This window comes from Tenacibaculum aiptasiae (assembly GCF_965221665.1).
In the GTDB taxonomy this organism is placed as follows: domain Bacteria; phylum Bacteroidota; class Bacteroidia; order Flavobacteriales; family Flavobacteriaceae; genus Polaribacter; species Polaribacter aiptasiae.
This window is the reverse complement of the sequence record NZ_CBDCSN010000003.1, coordinates 25,432-38,926: the sequence shown is the minus strand read 5'-3', so window position 1 is coordinate 38,926 and position 13,495 is coordinate 25,432. Positions and strand designations below refer to the sequence as shown.

Here is a 13,495-nt window from a genome sequence, read left to right as displayed (position 1 = left end):
AAGACAGTAAACGATACACAGGTAATAGACGTCAAAACGAAAACCACTTTTCATTTGGCAAAGAAGTTATTGCTCCAGTAGAAGGAGAAATAGTATCGGTTATCAATGGAATAAAAGATAACATTCCAGGACATATCAATCGTTATTATTATTCAGGAAATACGGTTATCTTAAAAACAAAAAATAATGAATTTCTATTTTTTGGACACCTAAAAAACCAATCGATCAAAGTAAAAGTCGGTGATAAGGTTACTAAAGGACAAACCATAGCACAAATAGGAAATTCAGGAGCTTCCTATTATCCACAATTACATTTTCATGTACAAAATATCGAGGATATCAATGGAGCCGATGGAGTAAAATGTTTCTTTGACAAAGTAAACGTTAACGGAAACGAAAAGTCTAACTATTCTCCAGTAAAAGGAGACATCATTTCAAACTAATCGCTATCAAATTACAATATACCAAACATAATATCATAAGAGGCGCTATTATTTATAGTGCAGGAGATACCATTGCCGCTTTATTATTAAACGAGTTTTCTATGTATAGATTACTCGGAATAGTTTTAGTGGGAGCCACTATTTATGCATTTGAAATACCTAATTACTTTACTTGGATAGATAAAAAAACAGCGGCATATTTTGGTATAAAAAAAACATTAGCAAAAACAGGTTTAGCAATAGCTTATTTTAATCCGTTATGGATTTTCAGGCATTTAGCTTTTATTAAGTTATTTACAAGAAATTATGATTTGATAAATAGTCAATTGCTAATCATAGCATGTTGGTCGTTTTTAGCAAACATACCAATATCATTTATCGCTAATTATTTGATTCAAAACAAAATTCGTTTAGATTGGCGATTTATGGCTAGTGCTATATTTTCGGCATTAATGGCAATATACTATGCCTTAAGCGAAACCATTTTTAATTAAACTATCAGTATACAAAGTGGAATTCTGGAAACACGTATTAGAACAACTACAAAACAATCAAAAACTATATGTCTTAACAGTCATAGAAAATTTTGGGAGTTCACCAGGTAGGAAAGGGTTTAAAATGCTAGTTACTCAAAACAAATTCATCTATGGTTCAGTAGGTGGAGGTGTTATGGAATTCTCTTTGGTAGAAGAAGCTCAGGAGTTACTTCAAAAAGAACACTCTCCTACTTTTATAAAAAAACAAATACATAAAGGAAACATCAAAGATGGATCTGGAATGATTTGTTCAGGAGAGCAAACAGTTGCATTTCACTGTTTACATAGTGAGCACATAACTACAATTCAAGAACTACTTAATTGTTTACAAAAAGGAGAAAAAGGAAGTTTGCAATTAACGCCTAACTCTTTCACATTTACAAAAGAAACCATTGAAAATCAATTCGAATATCAAATCAACACTAATAACGATTGGTATTTTAAAGAACACATAGGTTTTAAAGAAACCTTATATATTGTAGGAGGAGGTCATGTAGGAGTAGCCGTTTCAGAACTATTTATAAAACTAGGTTTCCATGTTGTTATATTTGACAACAGAGAAAACCTCAACACTTTAGAAAACAACAAATTTGCACATCAAAAACAAATAATAGACTACAACAATGTTAGTGATTACATTATTAAAGGTAATACTAGCTACGTAGCTATTATGACGAATAAATACACAGATGACAAATTAGTCTTGAGTAAACTTTTAAAAAACAACTATAAGTTTATGGGAGTTTTAGGAAGTAAAGCCAAACTAAAAACAATGTGGGATGTGTTATTACAGGAAGGGTTTACACAAGAAGAACTAAATACTGTCCACGCTCCTATTGGAATTTCAATCAAAAGTGAAACACCTGAAGAAATTGCAGTAAGTATTGCTGCACAAATTATACAAGTTAAAAATTTAGGAAAGTAAGATTCTAGTAATACTCCCCTATTCAAATGATCGATATAAAAGAAGCCATAGAAAACCTATATAGCGTATTTTCAAAATATACCACTTCTGATATGTATTATTGTGATTGTGGTTGTATTAAAGAAGTTCATGTTAAAAAACTAGCTTCTAAAAAATTAAGAGATCTAGAAGAAGATGATTTCTCATATTATCACGGAAAAGCCACTTATACTTGGGGAAGTGTAGAACACTACAAACATTTTTTACCAAGAGTTCTTGAAGTTCATAATCAAAAAAATGGTAAAGGTTTAATTGATTTGTGTGAAATTACCATTAAACTAGAAAGCATAGAATGGAAAACTTGGGAACAAAATGAAATTGACGCTATTAATAATTTCATTTTAGCCGATTGGAATAGTTTTGTAAATGCCCCCTATTCTGAAATTAGTAGTTCTGACTTAGAATATTATTCATTCTTCTTTACACCTCAGTATTTGTTAAACCAATGGGAAATAGCAAAAAACGAAAACACTTTAAAGAACTTTATTTATTTCTTTTACAGAAATGGAACAGATTTAATGAATAAAGGGTTAAAAGTTGGAGATAAAATCTATCACAAAGAATTTAGTGAGTTCATAGTTAATCAAAAAGGATTGATTGAATATCTAGAAAAAGAATTCTTCAGAATTGATGAAATTAACAAGAAATACTCTGAAAAGATCTCAACTGTAATTCAAATGATAGAGCAGGAAAAACTATTTTATTCCTCGCAATAATTCCACTATCTTTCAAAAGCATGGACAATAACACAATCAATACACTGTTTCTAGAGCTTGAAAAAATTGGAAAACCAATTAAACTACAAAGCCATAAAACATTAATAGAATTTAATGAAATAGCACAAAAGTTATTTTTAGTAAAAAAAGGAGGTGCTGTATTGTATCATGTACATCCAACAACAGGAGAAGAAAGAGCTATCAATTTTTTCATCCCCAACTATCATCCTATAGCGACAGTAGCTCAATCATTTACTTATAATACACCTTCCAAATACCGACTTGCTACATTTACCAATACTGAGTTAATAGAACTTACAAAAGAAACAATTACGGAATTTAGAGCAAGCTCAAAATTAGCAGAAGTTTTTCAAAACTATGGAATCATGAGTTTATTAGATAAAAACGAATTAAGAGCCATGTTAATTAGTTTGACTAGTGAAGAAATGCTAAAATACCTACACCAAAACTTGCCACAAGTTGTACAACAAGTACCCTCAAAATACATTGCAAATTTCCTCGGAATTACACCACAATGGCTTAGCAAACTAAAACACAAACTTTGATTTCTGAAATTAATTTCAGATTTAAAAAACTTATTAGTCACAATTTTGCATTGAATTTACGGAAGGTAAAAAAGAAATTATGGCAAAGTGGGACGAAAACAACATACCAAACCTTAGTAATAAAGTAGCGATTATAACAGGAGGTAATACAGGGTTAGGATATCAAGTAAGCTTAGAGTTAGCACGAAAAAATGCAACAATCATAATAGCTTGTAGAACTATTGACAAAGGATTTACAGCAATAAACCAAATAGAAAAAACATTAAACAAAAAAATTGATGCAGATGTTATTCGTTTGGATTTAACCGATATTAATTCGGTAAAGGAGTTCACCAAAGAATTTACTAAAAAATACAATCGTTTAGACATGCTGATTAACAATGCAGGAGTCGTAAGTCTAGAAAAACATCAACTTACTAAAGATGGTGTTGAAATGCATATGGCAACAAATCACTTAGGACATTTTGCCTTGGTTGGATTATTATTACCACAAATTAAAAAAACACCAAATGCACGAATCGTAACAATGTCTAGTGGAGCATATCTTTTTGCAAATCTCGATTTTGACGACATCAATTACGAAAAACGAACATACGAAAGAACCAAATGTTATGGAGCAAGTAAATTAGCCAATTTACTTTTTATGGTTAGTCTCGATAAGTTATTCAAAACACATAAATATTCAGCAATTTCGGTAGGTGCACATCCAGGACTTTCAGCAACCAAAGGGCAAAAAGGAAGAGCAAAAGGACTCTTTTATAAAACCATGGCACAGTCGGTTAAAATGGGAGCTTTACCAGCTTTAATGGGGGCAACAGCTAAAAGCATCAAAGGACAAACTTATTTTGGTCCTAGATGGTTTATTAGAGGAAATCCAAAGCCAACAAAACTAAAAGAAATAGTATTTGATGAAGTCTTAGCAAAAAAACTATGGGAATATAGTGTAGAAACAACAGGCGTTAATTATGAATTTTAAAGCAGTTAAGGTTTAAGAGTTTTCTTAAGCCTTTTTTATTTTGATACTTTACCATATTTCTAGTACCTTTCGATAACTATGAAATTATATCCTTATAATAAGCATTTAATAAAAACATCTTTATTAATAGTACTTTCAGCTACTTTACTATCGTGTAATAAGAAAAAGAAACAAATATCAAAAAAATGGAAAAACCCAATCATTATTGATTCATTACCTATTGCTAAAAAGTTTTTTGATACTAAAAACACCTCTCTTCCTTATAACCAATTAATATTTATTGGCACAAATGAAGATTCAATCTGGATTGCTCAAAAAAACATAAACCCTAACTATGAATTTGGAAGTCTTAAAAAAGCTAATAACAAACATACAGAAATAGAAATCATCCCCGATACAACACAAAATTTGAGTATTGATATAGAACAATTTTCTTTTCCCCCTCCTCCTGTTTTCATTAGTCAAAACAATCCAGATATTGATAAACATTTAAGTGATTCAATATTAGATGTATGGAAAAATAGACCTAGAAAATATGTTAAAGCATATCCTATCTTCATAAGAAATAAGTCTAAAGACACAATTAAAATTGAGCATCAAGATGGTGCAATAATTTTAATACAAGAAGCAAAAAACAAACAAGGAAATTGGAAACCAATAGAAAAGTGGCTTTACTCTTTTTGTGGTAATAGTTATGGAGACTATTATTTAGGAAAAAATGATATACTTGTTATAAAAAAAGCGCATTATCAAGGCTCTTTCAAAACAGATATCAGGCTCAAAATCAAAACTAATAATAAAATAATATATTCAAAACCATTTAAAGGATCGATAAACCCAGAACAGTTTAATTGAATAACAAAGAATATTTTATATACATTTTAAAATAATACTTTTACTAAGTACACATCTAAATGATTGAAAAAATTGAAAGAATAAAAGAAAAACTTAGCTTACTAAAAAAATTAGATAAGAACTACAAAGTTTTTGGTTCTGAAAATCATAAATACAAACTCAATAAAAGAAAAACAGAGCAAGAGTTAATCGCTTATGAAAAAGAATATTCAATAACACTTCCAAAAGAATATAGAAGCTTCTTAAAAAATATTGGAAATGGTGGTGTAGGACCTTACTATGGACTTGAACCTCTAGAAAATGGAAGATTCTCTGACTTAGATTATAAAAGAAAAGATGACTTAATCAATCTTACCCAACCTTTTCTACACACTACCCCTTGGAATTTCATCGAAATAACAGCGGAAAACGAAGAAGAATATTTTGAAAATAAATGGATAAACGGACTTCTACGAATCTCAAATTTTGGTTGTGGTGTTTCTATAAATTTAGTCGTTTACGGAGCAGAACATGGAAATTTATGGGTTGATGATAGGTGTAACGATCAAGGAATTTTCCCTGAAACTTATTCTGATAAAAATGAACGAATTCAATTCTTAGATTGGTACGAAGCTTGGCTAGATAAAGAATTAAAAATGTTATTTCAATAAAAATTTATTACCAACTAAATTGCCACCATTTCTTTTTTTTAATTTCAAAAACGGATGGAATTACAGAAAAAAAGGAATAAACAGAATCTTCTAATCCGTTTTCAAATTGTTTTTCAACTTTAGCAAAAGGATAAGCTACATTTTTATTATCAAACTTTACACATGTTACTCCGTTAGAATCCTTTCCCCATTCTCCTCCATAATTTTTAATTATAGTTTCTCCAAGAAAAGCTCCACATGATGTGATTAGTCCTTCTCTTTCTTCTTTTCCAAAATTCATTTTTACTCTTTCAATAAAACCTTCTAAAAATTTAATTGATTTAGAATCATATTTAAGTTTTAACTGTTGTCTTGTGTCTTCTGCTAATTTTTTAACTCTTTCCATTTAAATATTTTTATCATATGAATCACATCTTCTAAACATTATAAATTGTTTCTGACCTAAGAACTCACCATCATCTTTCCAGGTCTTAGCATATTCTTCAAGCAAATAATAACCTTTTTCCCAAACATCATTATTTAAAAGACATTCTCCTGAGATTTCTCCATTAGGTTGTCTTGATATATACAATTTCAACCAATTAAACTTATTATCCAAAAGATTATTCTTAATCTCATTTTCTATAATAGAATATAAACTTGTTTGGTCATCAGTTTCATTCCAATTTCCTTGAAAAAAATCATTACTCATTTTGGGGTGCCATAAAACTTCTCGATGATTAAGAACAGCTATAAAATCAAACTCCTCAGAATGCGTATCATTAAAACTATCAATAATCGTTGAATAAGTTGTACTAATATAATTATCTATAGCAGACTCAACTTTTTCTTCAGCAGTAATACCAGCCCCCATTAAACTAGATTGAATACCCTCAGGAAAATAATCCTTATGAATAGTAACAGTTAACAAAGGTAAAATTGAAGAATGGAAATCGCCAGGTATAATAGCCGTAGCAATCTCTATTTCCGAATTGACAATTAAGCCTGCATATTCAGTTGAAAACACTACAGTATGTCCTCCCTCTTCAATTCTTTCTTTCAGTTTAAGAAGTAAATAGGAATTTATATCTATTGGTTCTTCTTTCTTTTTAGACTTAAAAAAATTAAATATTCCCATCCTGTTTAAAATCTATATTAAGCTTTTAACTTTTCAAACTCCTTTTCAGTCATAATCTCTACCAATTCTAATTCAATTACTTCGTGTTGAATAGGTATTTTTCTTTATACTTTATCATTCCAATATTTTTCACATAGTATGCATATTGATAAAATATTTGCTCAACCTTATGATCAAGTGCTTTAATTATATAATCATCTCTAAATTTAACAGCTTTATATTCTTTTCCTCTTACAGTAATAGTCTCAATTCCTATTTCTGCTCTTTTCTTTTCAAATTCAAAACGACCATACTTATTTACATACTTAACTGAATAAGTATACACTTTCTCTCCATTCCATTTATAAACATCTTTATCAATTATTTTAGCTTTAATTTCTTTTCTATTTCCATCTCTATCTATTTCAAAATCGATATAAGAAGTTAACTCTGCTCCCTTTTCAGTTATAACTTCATTAAATTTATTATAGATATTGAAATTAGAATCATAAGAAACCGTTTTTAATTCCTTAGTTTCAGGAATGGACGTTACTTTCCAATACTCAATTTTTGTAGAATCATTTTTATCAACATATTTATATACCTTAGTTTCATGTTGACTAGAAAATGGATAATAAAAATTCTTTAAATTTTCTTGAGATTTACAACTGAAAATCATAGCCAAAATCAAGATTAATGCAATATTCTTTTTCATTCAATTTTATCTTTATATAAATTATTTACACATAACAATGTAAAACGTTGACCGTAAAAATAAGCATATAATTATTCTTTTATAAACTAAAAACACCCTATGCTACCTTTTTCTTTCGGCAGATATAGGATGTTAATACTTTTATAAAAATAAAATAAATTTATTCGGTTAGGTTCAATTGCCAAGAAACACCAAAGCGATCTTCAACAAAAGCAAACTTTTTACTAAACCCATAGTTATCTAAAGGCATCATAACCTTACCACCTTCAGAGAGTTTTTCAAAAGTACTAGCAATACTTTCTTCAGACTTAAGATCTACAAATAAAGAAACACCAGGAGTAAAAGTCCAATCGTGTTTAATATAACTATCGCTACACATAAAAAGGCTTCCGTTCAATATAAAACGACCTACTTTTACCTTACCTGCACCAGGTTCATTTTTTTGATTATGTTGAATATCAACAATTTTTGAGTTTTCAAACAAGTCCACATAAAAATTCATAGCTTCTTCTGCATTACCGTCTTGAAAAGTCAAAAAACTTGCAATTCCATTTTCAGCATTCGATTTGTTTTGATTTAATAAAGCTAACATACTATCCCTTTCTTGTTTTAAATGATTTAATTCTTTGTTTAAGTTTCCTTCTGCCTTGAAATTTTTACAACAAACAGTAATAACTCCAAGAATTACAAATACAATAAGTTTTCTCATACCGAATAATACAACTTATAAGATTTCAACAATCTGTATATGATTACCACAGGTATCATTAAAAACAGCCAGTTTCGCAGTTCCCATTTCAGTAGGCTTTACACTAAAAACCACACCAAGATCAACCAATCTATTGTATTCTTTTTCAACATCCTCAACATTAAACTGAGTATAAGGAATACCAGCATCAAAAAGAGCTTTCTGATAAACTTTAGCGGGTTCAAAATCTTTAGGAGCAGGCTCCAATAACAACTCAGGACCATCTTGCTCCTCACCAGAAACTAATGTTAACCATCGATTATCACCACCAACAGGAACATCAATTTTCTTAACAAAATTTAGTTTTTCAGTATAAAACACAAGAGCTTTCTCTTGGTCATGAACAGGCACACTTACAATTCTAATTTTCATCTTCTATAATTTTAAAATGATTTGATACTGCAAAGTTTCGAATTATAAGCCAAAGAAATTTATCGAAAATTGCGCTTTCGATAGGCACTAGGAGAAAACCCTGTTTTTCTTTTAAATAAATTACTAAAAGAACTTAGACTTTCAAACCCAACCTCAAAACAAGTATCAGACACCGACAAACCATTGTTTATGTATTCTTTAGACATTTCAATCCTCCTATCAATCAAATATTGATTAGGAGTTTGTCCATAGTATCTTTTAAACAAACGCAAAAGGTGATATTTAGAAACAAATCGAATACGAGAAAAGAGATCAAGATTTAAATTTTCTTTAAAGTTCTTGTTTATATAATTCCTTAAACCAATAACAGTATCAATTTGCCATTGATTTGCATAACAATCAGCTTTAATTCGTAATATCTCTTCTTTATAAAAACTCATTTATCCTTCTAGTGTCAGTATATAAATATAACAAGAATAAAATTATTGATTTCTATTTAAGGTTAGTTCTTCTTTATTTTGAGTTTCTTGTGTGATTTTCAATAATTTAATACTGTTTAATTTTTCAGAAAACCCAATCAACTCATTATTATATACATACATTAAATCATTTGTGTTTTTTCTTTCTCTTTTTAAGAAAACCCTATCCCCTTTTCTCTCATTTTCACCAACATAAAGAATTAATAATGAATCTTTAGAATTTGGTTTTATCTGATATATAGCATAAAAATTTGGATTCTCCTCTAAGATTAAACTATACTTTTTATTATCGGAATTAAAAAGAAATTGCTGTCTAGAATATGGATGCTCTTCTATCCAAGAGTTCCAGAAAAACGAGAAGATAAAATAACAAACAAAGGCATTAACAAAAAATAGAACTGATACTATTCTTTTAAAATAGAAAATAACTCCTCCTATAAGAATATTAACTATAAAAATTTTTGGTCTGTAAATTTCTACACTAACAGACATATTAGTATAAGGTTTTATGCTATTTACCCAATACTTCATAAAAAGAGCATCTAATAATAAAATTACAACACCAATTCCAACTAGTAATCTTATTTCAGTTTTTTTCATTTGTTGCAATTAATTAACTCAGATATAATAGGAAGTAATATTATAATCTGAGGTTTTAGAATGGTAAATATAAAAGGATATTGTTATTTAATTATTTATCGCTATAAACTTTAAAGAATCTAGACTAACCTCAAATTCTCCAATTCTATCATACTTCTTTTTAAGATAGATTATTGATCTATTTTCTGTCAATTCTATTACTTCAAATCTTCCTTCACTTAATCGAGAAAATTTTACTACAGCATTTCTTTTAAAATCAACTAGAAATAGTCGTAACTCAACATCTTTGTCTTCTTTAATAATTTCAGCATTAAATTTTTCATTTATATACTCTTCAAAAACAATTATTTCTTCTTTTTCTAAATGCCAAAATTTTCCAGTAAACCAACCATCAAATTCATAAGAACTATCTAATAGAGCAAGCTTATATCTATAATACCAATGTTCAGCTTTAATATTTAATTCTGATGGATGAAATGCATCTACAAAAGTTAAGTTTAAAGAAGTATCTCTTCCATGTACAATAATGTTTTCCATCTAATCAATTAAAAATTCTCCCTTACATTCTAAGTTCATAAAATTAATACTTCAATTTATAAAACTAGCATCCTAAAGTATAAAACTGCCAATCCCATTGAATATTCTATCACCCTAATTTATAAAACTAGCGTCCTAAAGTAGAAAACTGCTAATCACATTATATATTCTAACAATCGGTTCGAGTATTTTAACAACCTTTTTAAGAAAACTAGCAATCACATTTAGAAAACTACCACCCTAAAGTAGAAAACTGCCAATCTCATTATATATTTTAACAATCGGTTCGAGTATTTTAACAACCTTTTTAAGAAAACTAACGGTCTCATTTAGAAAACTACCATCTTAAAGTAGAATTCTAGCGGTCTATTTTAGAAAACTCTTAATTTTAAAAAGACCAATATCTTCATTAAATAAATATTTTTTATAAACAACATTTATTTAAGTTGTAACTTTAAAGAAAAAATAAGCTAAGACTAAATGAAAAATAGAGACTTTCAAACAAATCAAAATCCTTCTATGGAAACCATTTTAAAATATGAAATAAGTCCTTACATAGAAACGCTATTAAAAGCAGAAATTAAAACTGGTAATGAAGTTGCAGAAATTAGCAAAGGCTGGCCAAAACAGAATTCAGTTTTAATCATTATGAAAAAACCATTTATAAAAAAGTATACCATAAAAGGTTTAGAGTATAGGGATGTAAATGATCCACATTATTGGAAAGAAGAATATTCCGATAAAACATCCATGCAAACGATAGCTTGTAGATTTTAATCCTCTAATAAAAATGAAAATTAACAAACTAGAAATACTTTTAAAATTAATCTGGGTTGCTGGAACTGTATTTACAATTTTTATTTTAGGTTCAATTACTTTTGTTTTGCTAACGTTAGGAAATATTGGAGAAGAAAAGTATAATTTTTGGAACCTAACGTTACCACACATATTAACCATTGCAATACTACTTCTACATACTAAAGAAATTTTAAAAGGTTACAAACCCAAATCAGCAAAACACAATCTAATATCACTAATTACATTTTCAGTTTTAATAATAACTATTGTTTGGATACTAGGCAAAGAATTCAAAGTCATATTTAGAGACGATATCTTAGATCACTGGGAAGTCTTTTTTTCATATCTCATTATTTTCACAGCCTATATTGGAATAATTGTAAATAGAATACAAACACTTAAAAAAGAATATTATACAAAAAAGTAAGCTATACATTAATAAAAAATTATTACTTAAATGAATATAAGTTTCGATCTTGATAGTACATTAATTCCTAACGGAAAAGAATTTGAAACCGAAAATATTAGCACAATTGCAAAACTATTTGGAGTTGAAGAAATAAGAAAAGGAACTACCAAACTAATTTTTAATTTACAAAAAAGAGGACACAAAGTCCATATATACACTACATCATTCCGCTCAAAAAGAAAAATCAGATATACTTTAAAATATTATGGAATAAAAGTTAACCGAGTTATAAATGAAAAAGAAAATCGACAAATTTTAAACTCTTTAAATAATAATGCTTCTAAATTCCCTCCAGCATTTAATTTTCATATACATATTGATGATTTAAAAGGTGTTGAAATTGAAGGAAATAAATATGGTTTTAAAACTATTATTATTAATCCTTCTGATAAAGATTGGGTAATTAAAATAAATAATAAAATCAAAGAACTAGAAAATTTAATCTAGGTATCAATAATATAATTATCCAAAAAATATAAAACTTTAAAAAATAAGGATTTACCTTACTATAAGTAAGGATTTTTATCATGATTCAAAAACCAAAAGCACTAGTTTTGAGAAACTTAAAAAACTATATCATGTTAAAAAACATTTCTAACTTAGGAACAGAATTAAATAAAAAAGAACAAAAACAAGTTCATGGAGGAAGATGGGGAACTTGTAACACTGCATTAGATTGTAAAAAAAGATGGGCTAACCATCCAATATTTGCTAATGAAGGATTTAACTGTTGGTTAGGTTATTGTGAAATATTATAATGAATCACACAAACGAACTTCGGTTCGTTTTTTTATTTCATCATCTTTTAGGGAAAGAATTTACTTTTGGTAAGAATTCACCACATAGTCACCCCAATCGGCAATAGCTTCAATTACAGGAATCAAGGTTTTACCAAAATCAGTCAAAGAATACTCAACTTTTAAAGGTGGCTTAGAAACATATACTTTCCTTTTAATAATACCATCCTCTTCCAATTTCTTTAATTGCAAACTCAAAGTACGTTCGGTAACCGTAGGCATTTCTTTACGAAGCTCATTATAACGTAGGGTTTTATCTTTTAAGTAATATAAAATTACCGTTTTCCACTTCCCTCCTATCAATCCCATAGTTAAGCTAGTACAGCATGGGTATTTAGTACCATTAAACGTATGCATAAACAAAAAATTTAAACTATCCTTTTTGACCGTTATTGCAAAGATAAACAACTATACTTAATTTTGCTACTATAATAATTATAGTATAAAAATAAACAAATGAATATCACTAAAGAAAACATTATCAATGCATTTAACAACAGACATGCTTGTAAAGAATTCGATAGCACAAAAAAAATAACAGAAGAAGATTTTAATTTCATCTTAAAAACAGCACAGTTATCACCAAGCTCTTTCGGATTTGAACCATGGCACTTTGTAGTAGTACAAGACAAAGAATTAAGAGAATTACTAAAACCAGTAGCTTGGGGAGCACCTTTAAAATTAGATACTGCAAGTCATTATGTATTAGGATTAACCATGAAATCACCAATGACCAAATGGAACAGCGAGTACATAACACATATGATGAAAGACGTAAAACAGTTTCCAGAAGATGTAATGGAAACTTACACAAAGTTTTACAGAGAGTTCCAAGAAAGAGACTTTAACTTAGATACTGACAGACATTTATTCGATTGGGCATCAAAACAAACCTATATTCCATTAGCAAACATGATGACCTCAGCAGCATTGATAGGAATAGACAGCTGTCCTATAGAAGGGTTTCATCAAGAAAAAACAGAAGAAGTATTAAAAGAAAAGTTTGGAATAGATACAGAAAAATATGGTCTTTCATACATGGTAGCATTTGGATATAGAAAAAATGAACCTAGAGAAAAGTCTAGAAGAACACTAGAAAACATAGTAACTTGGAAATAAGAAACTCGATTAAAAGAAAGCAGAAAAGAGGAGAAAAACACATTCACCTCTTTTCAGTT

The 13,495-nt window shown here is 28.7% G+C and carries 22 protein-coding genes; 13 read left to right on the top strand and 9 right to left on the bottom strand.

From position 1 onward, the window contains the following. Positions 1–68 precede the first annotated feature (68 nt). The 8 genes from ACOQN8_RS11910 (at position 69) to ACOQN8_RS11875 (ending at position 5,706) form a co-directional block, all read left to right on the top strand. The gene (locus tag ACOQN8_RS11910; RefSeq protein ID WP_420553776.1) at positions 69–443 is read left to right on the top strand and encodes a M23 family metallopeptidase; all 375 of its coding nucleotides are present in this window, start codon (positions 69–71) and stop codon (positions 441–443) included. A 101-nt stretch (positions 444–544) separates the two neighbouring features. Next, positions 545–937 (top strand): hypothetical protein, encoded by a 393-nt coding sequence (locus ACOQN8_RS11905; protein ID WP_420552848.1) that lies wholly within the window; start codon positions 545–547, stop codon positions 935–937. A 16-nt stretch (positions 938–953) separates the two neighbouring features. Next, positions 954–1,904, top strand: a complete 951-nt coding sequence (locus ACOQN8_RS11900; protein ID WP_420552847.1) for an XdhC family protein — start codon at positions 954–956, stop codon at positions 1,902–1,904. Positions 1,905–1,930: 26 nt separating this feature from the next. Next, positions 1,931–2,659 carry a hypothetical protein gene (locus tag ACOQN8_RS11895; RefSeq protein WP_420552846.1) on the top strand — a complete coding sequence of 243 codons (729 nt, stop codon included), beginning with the start codon at positions 1,931–1,933 and terminating at the stop codon, positions 2,657–2,659. Positions 2,660–2,679: 20 nt separating this feature from the next. Further along, a complete protein-coding gene (locus ACOQN8_RS11890; RefSeq protein ID WP_420552845.1) occupies positions 2,680–3,225 on the top strand; it encodes a Crp/Fnr family transcriptional regulator in 546 nt (181 codons plus the stop codon). A gap of 79 nt (positions 3,226–3,304) precedes the next feature. Then, positions 3,305–4,201, top strand: a complete 897-nt coding sequence (locus ACOQN8_RS11885) for an oxidoreductase (protein ID WP_420552844.1) — start codon at positions 3,305–3,307, stop codon at positions 4,199–4,201. A gap of 78 nt (positions 4,202–4,279) precedes the next feature. Then, positions 4,280–5,056, top strand: a complete 777-nt coding sequence (locus ACOQN8_RS11880; RefSeq protein WP_420552843.1) for a hypothetical protein — start codon at positions 4,280–4,282, stop codon at positions 5,054–5,056. Between the two features lie 59 nt (positions 5,057–5,115). Then, entirely contained in the window at positions 5,116–5,706 is a 591-nt protein-coding gene (locus ACOQN8_RS11875; RefSeq protein ID WP_420552842.1) for an SMI1/KNR4 family protein, read from the top strand. A 7-nt stretch (positions 5,707–5,713) separates the two neighbouring features. On the opposite strand, the gene ACOQN8_RS11870 is transcribed toward ACOQN8_RS11875, so the two are convergent. The 8 genes from ACOQN8_RS11870 to ACOQN8_RS11835 all read right to left on the bottom strand — a co-directional run bounded on the left by ACOQN8_RS11870 (position 5,714) and on the right by ACOQN8_RS11835 (position 10,253). After that, the gene (locus ACOQN8_RS11870; protein ID WP_420552841.1) at positions 5,714–6,091 is read right to left on the bottom strand and encodes a hypothetical protein; all 378 of its coding nucleotides are present in this window, start codon (positions 6,089–6,091) and stop codon (positions 5,714–5,716) included. After that, positions 6,092–6,823 (bottom strand): DUF6348 family protein, encoded by a 732-nt coding sequence (locus ACOQN8_RS11865; RefSeq protein WP_420552840.1) that lies wholly within the window; start codon positions 6,821–6,823, stop codon positions 6,092–6,094. Between the two features lie 76 nt (positions 6,824–6,899). Then, positions 6,900–7,517, bottom strand: a complete 618-nt coding sequence (locus ACOQN8_RS11860) for a hypothetical protein (protein ID WP_420552839.1) — start codon at positions 7,515–7,517, stop codon at positions 6,900–6,902. 160 nt (positions 7,518–7,677) lie between these two features. Then, complete coding sequence (locus ACOQN8_RS11855; RefSeq protein ID WP_235274146.1) at positions 7,678–8,226, bottom strand: VOC family protein; 549 nt, start codon at positions 8,224–8,226, stop codon at positions 7,678–7,680. Between the two features lie 15 nt (positions 8,227–8,241). Then, positions 8,242–8,637, bottom strand: coding sequence for a VOC family protein (locus ACOQN8_RS11850; protein ID WP_420552838.1), 396 nt, complete (start codon positions 8,635–8,637; stop codon positions 8,242–8,244). 59 nt (positions 8,638–8,696) lie between these two features. Continuing rightward, positions 8,697–9,077 (bottom strand): helix-turn-helix domain-containing protein, encoded by a 381-nt coding sequence (locus ACOQN8_RS11845; protein ID WP_420552837.1) that lies wholly within the window; start codon positions 9,075–9,077, stop codon positions 8,697–8,699. 42 nt (positions 9,078–9,119) lie between these two features. Next, positions 9,120–9,716: a hypothetical protein gene (locus ACOQN8_RS11840; protein ID WP_420552836.1), complete on the bottom strand. Its 597-nt coding sequence runs from the start codon at positions 9,714–9,716 to the stop codon at positions 9,120–9,122. Between the two features lie 87 nt (positions 9,717–9,803). Further along, the gene (locus ACOQN8_RS11835; protein ID WP_420552835.1) at positions 9,804–10,253 is read right to left on the bottom strand and encodes a hypothetical protein; all 450 of its coding nucleotides are present in this window, start codon (positions 10,251–10,253) and stop codon (positions 9,804–9,806) included. A 480-nt stretch (positions 10,254–10,733) separates the two neighbouring features. Between ACOQN8_RS11835 and ACOQN8_RS11830 the strand changes: the two genes are divergently transcribed. From ACOQN8_RS11830 to ACOQN8_RS11815, 4 genes are all read left to right on the top strand, one after another. Next, entirely contained in the window at positions 10,734–11,030 is a 297-nt protein-coding gene (locus ACOQN8_RS11830; protein ID WP_420552834.1) for a hypothetical protein, read from the top strand. A 13-nt stretch (positions 11,031–11,043) separates the two neighbouring features. Then, entirely contained in the window at positions 11,044–11,478 is a 435-nt protein-coding gene (locus tag ACOQN8_RS11825) for a hypothetical protein (protein ID WP_420552833.1), read from the top strand. Between the two features lie 30 nt (positions 11,479–11,508). Then, positions 11,509–11,967, top strand: a complete 459-nt coding sequence (locus tag ACOQN8_RS11820; RefSeq protein ID WP_420552832.1) for an HAD family hydrolase — start codon at positions 11,509–11,511, stop codon at positions 11,965–11,967. A gap of 131 nt (positions 11,968–12,098) precedes the next feature. Further along, complete coding sequence (locus ACOQN8_RS11815; RefSeq protein WP_420552831.1) at positions 12,099–12,278, top strand: hypothetical protein; 180 nt, start codon at positions 12,099–12,101, stop codon at positions 12,276–12,278. Between the two features lie 60 nt (positions 12,279–12,338). On the opposite strand, the gene ACOQN8_RS11810 is transcribed toward ACOQN8_RS11815, so the two are convergent. Beyond that, on the bottom strand, positions 12,339–12,674 hold the full coding sequence (locus ACOQN8_RS11810; RefSeq protein WP_150901253.1) for a winged helix-turn-helix transcriptional regulator: 336 nt from the start codon (positions 12,672–12,674) through the stop codon (positions 12,339–12,341). 99 nt (positions 12,675–12,773) lie between these two features. On the opposite strand from ACOQN8_RS11810, the gene ACOQN8_RS11805 reads away from it, so the two are divergent. Further along, positions 12,774–13,436 (top strand): NAD(P)H-dependent oxidoreductase, encoded by a 663-nt coding sequence (locus ACOQN8_RS11805; RefSeq protein ID WP_420552830.1) that lies wholly within the window; start codon positions 12,774–12,776, stop codon positions 13,434–13,436. The last annotated feature ends 59 nt before the right edge of the window (positions 13,437–13,495 follow it).

Excerpts from the sequence above, each read along its gene's own strand:
- ACOQN8_RS11905 (WP_420552848.1), top strand. The coding sequence starts at position 545 with ATGTATAGATTACTCGGAATAGTTTTAGTGGGAGCCACTATTTATGCA.
- ACOQN8_RS11895 (WP_420552846.1), top strand. The coding sequence starts at position 1,931 with ATGATCGATATAAAAGAAGCCATAGAAAACCTATATAGCGTATTTTCA.
- ACOQN8_RS11890 (WP_420552845.1), top strand. The coding sequence starts at position 2,680 with ATGGACAATAACACAATCAATACACTGTTTCTAGAGCTTGAAAAAATT.
- ACOQN8_RS11885 (WP_420552844.1), top strand. The coding sequence starts at position 3,305 with ATGGCAAAGTGGGACGAAAACAACATACCAAACCTTAGTAATAAAGTA.
- ACOQN8_RS11880 (WP_420552843.1), top strand. The coding sequence starts at position 4,280 with ATGAAATTATATCCTTATAATAAGCATTTAATAAAAACATCTTTATTA.
- ACOQN8_RS11875 (WP_420552842.1), top strand. The coding sequence starts at position 5,116 with ATGATTGAAAAAATTGAAAGAATAAAAGAAAAACTTAGCTTACTAAAA.
- ACOQN8_RS11870 (WP_420552841.1), bottom strand. The coding sequence starts at position 6,091 with ATGGAAAGAGTTAAAAAATTAGCAGAAGACACAAGACAACAGTTAAAA.
- ACOQN8_RS11865 (WP_420552840.1), bottom strand. The coding sequence starts at position 6,823 with ATGGGAATATTTAATTTTTTTAAGTCTAAAAAGAAAGAAGAACCAATA.
- ACOQN8_RS11860 (WP_420552839.1), bottom strand. The coding sequence starts at position 7,517 with ATGAAAAAGAATATTGCATTAATCTTGATTTTGGCTATGATTTTCAGT.
- ACOQN8_RS11855 (WP_235274146.1), bottom strand. The coding sequence starts at position 8,226 with ATGAGAAAACTTATTGTATTTGTAATTCTTGGAGTTATTACTGTTTGT.
- ACOQN8_RS11850 (WP_420552838.1), bottom strand. The coding sequence starts at position 8,637 with ATGAAAATTAGAATTGTAAGTGTGCCTGTTCATGACCAAGAGAAAGCT.
- ACOQN8_RS11845 (WP_420552837.1), bottom strand. The coding sequence starts at position 9,077 with ATGAGTTTTTATAAAGAAGAGATATTACGAATTAAAGCTGATTGTTAT.
- ACOQN8_RS11840 (WP_420552836.1), bottom strand. The coding sequence starts at position 9,716 with ATGAAAAAAACTGAAATAAGATTACTAGTTGGAATTGGTGTTGTAATT.
- ACOQN8_RS11835 (WP_420552835.1), bottom strand. The coding sequence starts at position 10,253 with ATGGAAAACATTATTGTACATGGAAGAGATACTTCTTTAAACTTAACT.
- ACOQN8_RS11830 (WP_420552834.1), top strand. The coding sequence starts at position 10,734 with ATGAAAAATAGAGACTTTCAAACAAATCAAAATCCTTCTATGGAAACC.
- ACOQN8_RS11825 (WP_420552833.1), top strand. The coding sequence starts at position 11,044 with ATGAAAATTAACAAACTAGAAATACTTTTAAAATTAATCTGGGTTGCT.
- ACOQN8_RS11820 (WP_420552832.1), top strand. The coding sequence starts at position 11,509 with ATGAATATAAGTTTCGATCTTGATAGTACATTAATTCCTAACGGAAAA.
- ACOQN8_RS11815 (WP_420552831.1), top strand. The coding sequence starts at position 12,099 with ATGTTAAAAAACATTTCTAACTTAGGAACAGAATTAAATAAAAAAGAA.
- ACOQN8_RS11810 (WP_150901253.1), bottom strand. The coding sequence starts at position 12,674 with ATGCATACGTTTAATGGTACTAAATACCCATGCTGTACTAGCTTAACT.
- ACOQN8_RS11805 (WP_420552830.1), top strand. The coding sequence starts at position 12,774 with ATGAATATCACTAAAGAAAACATTATCAATGCATTTAACAACAGACAT.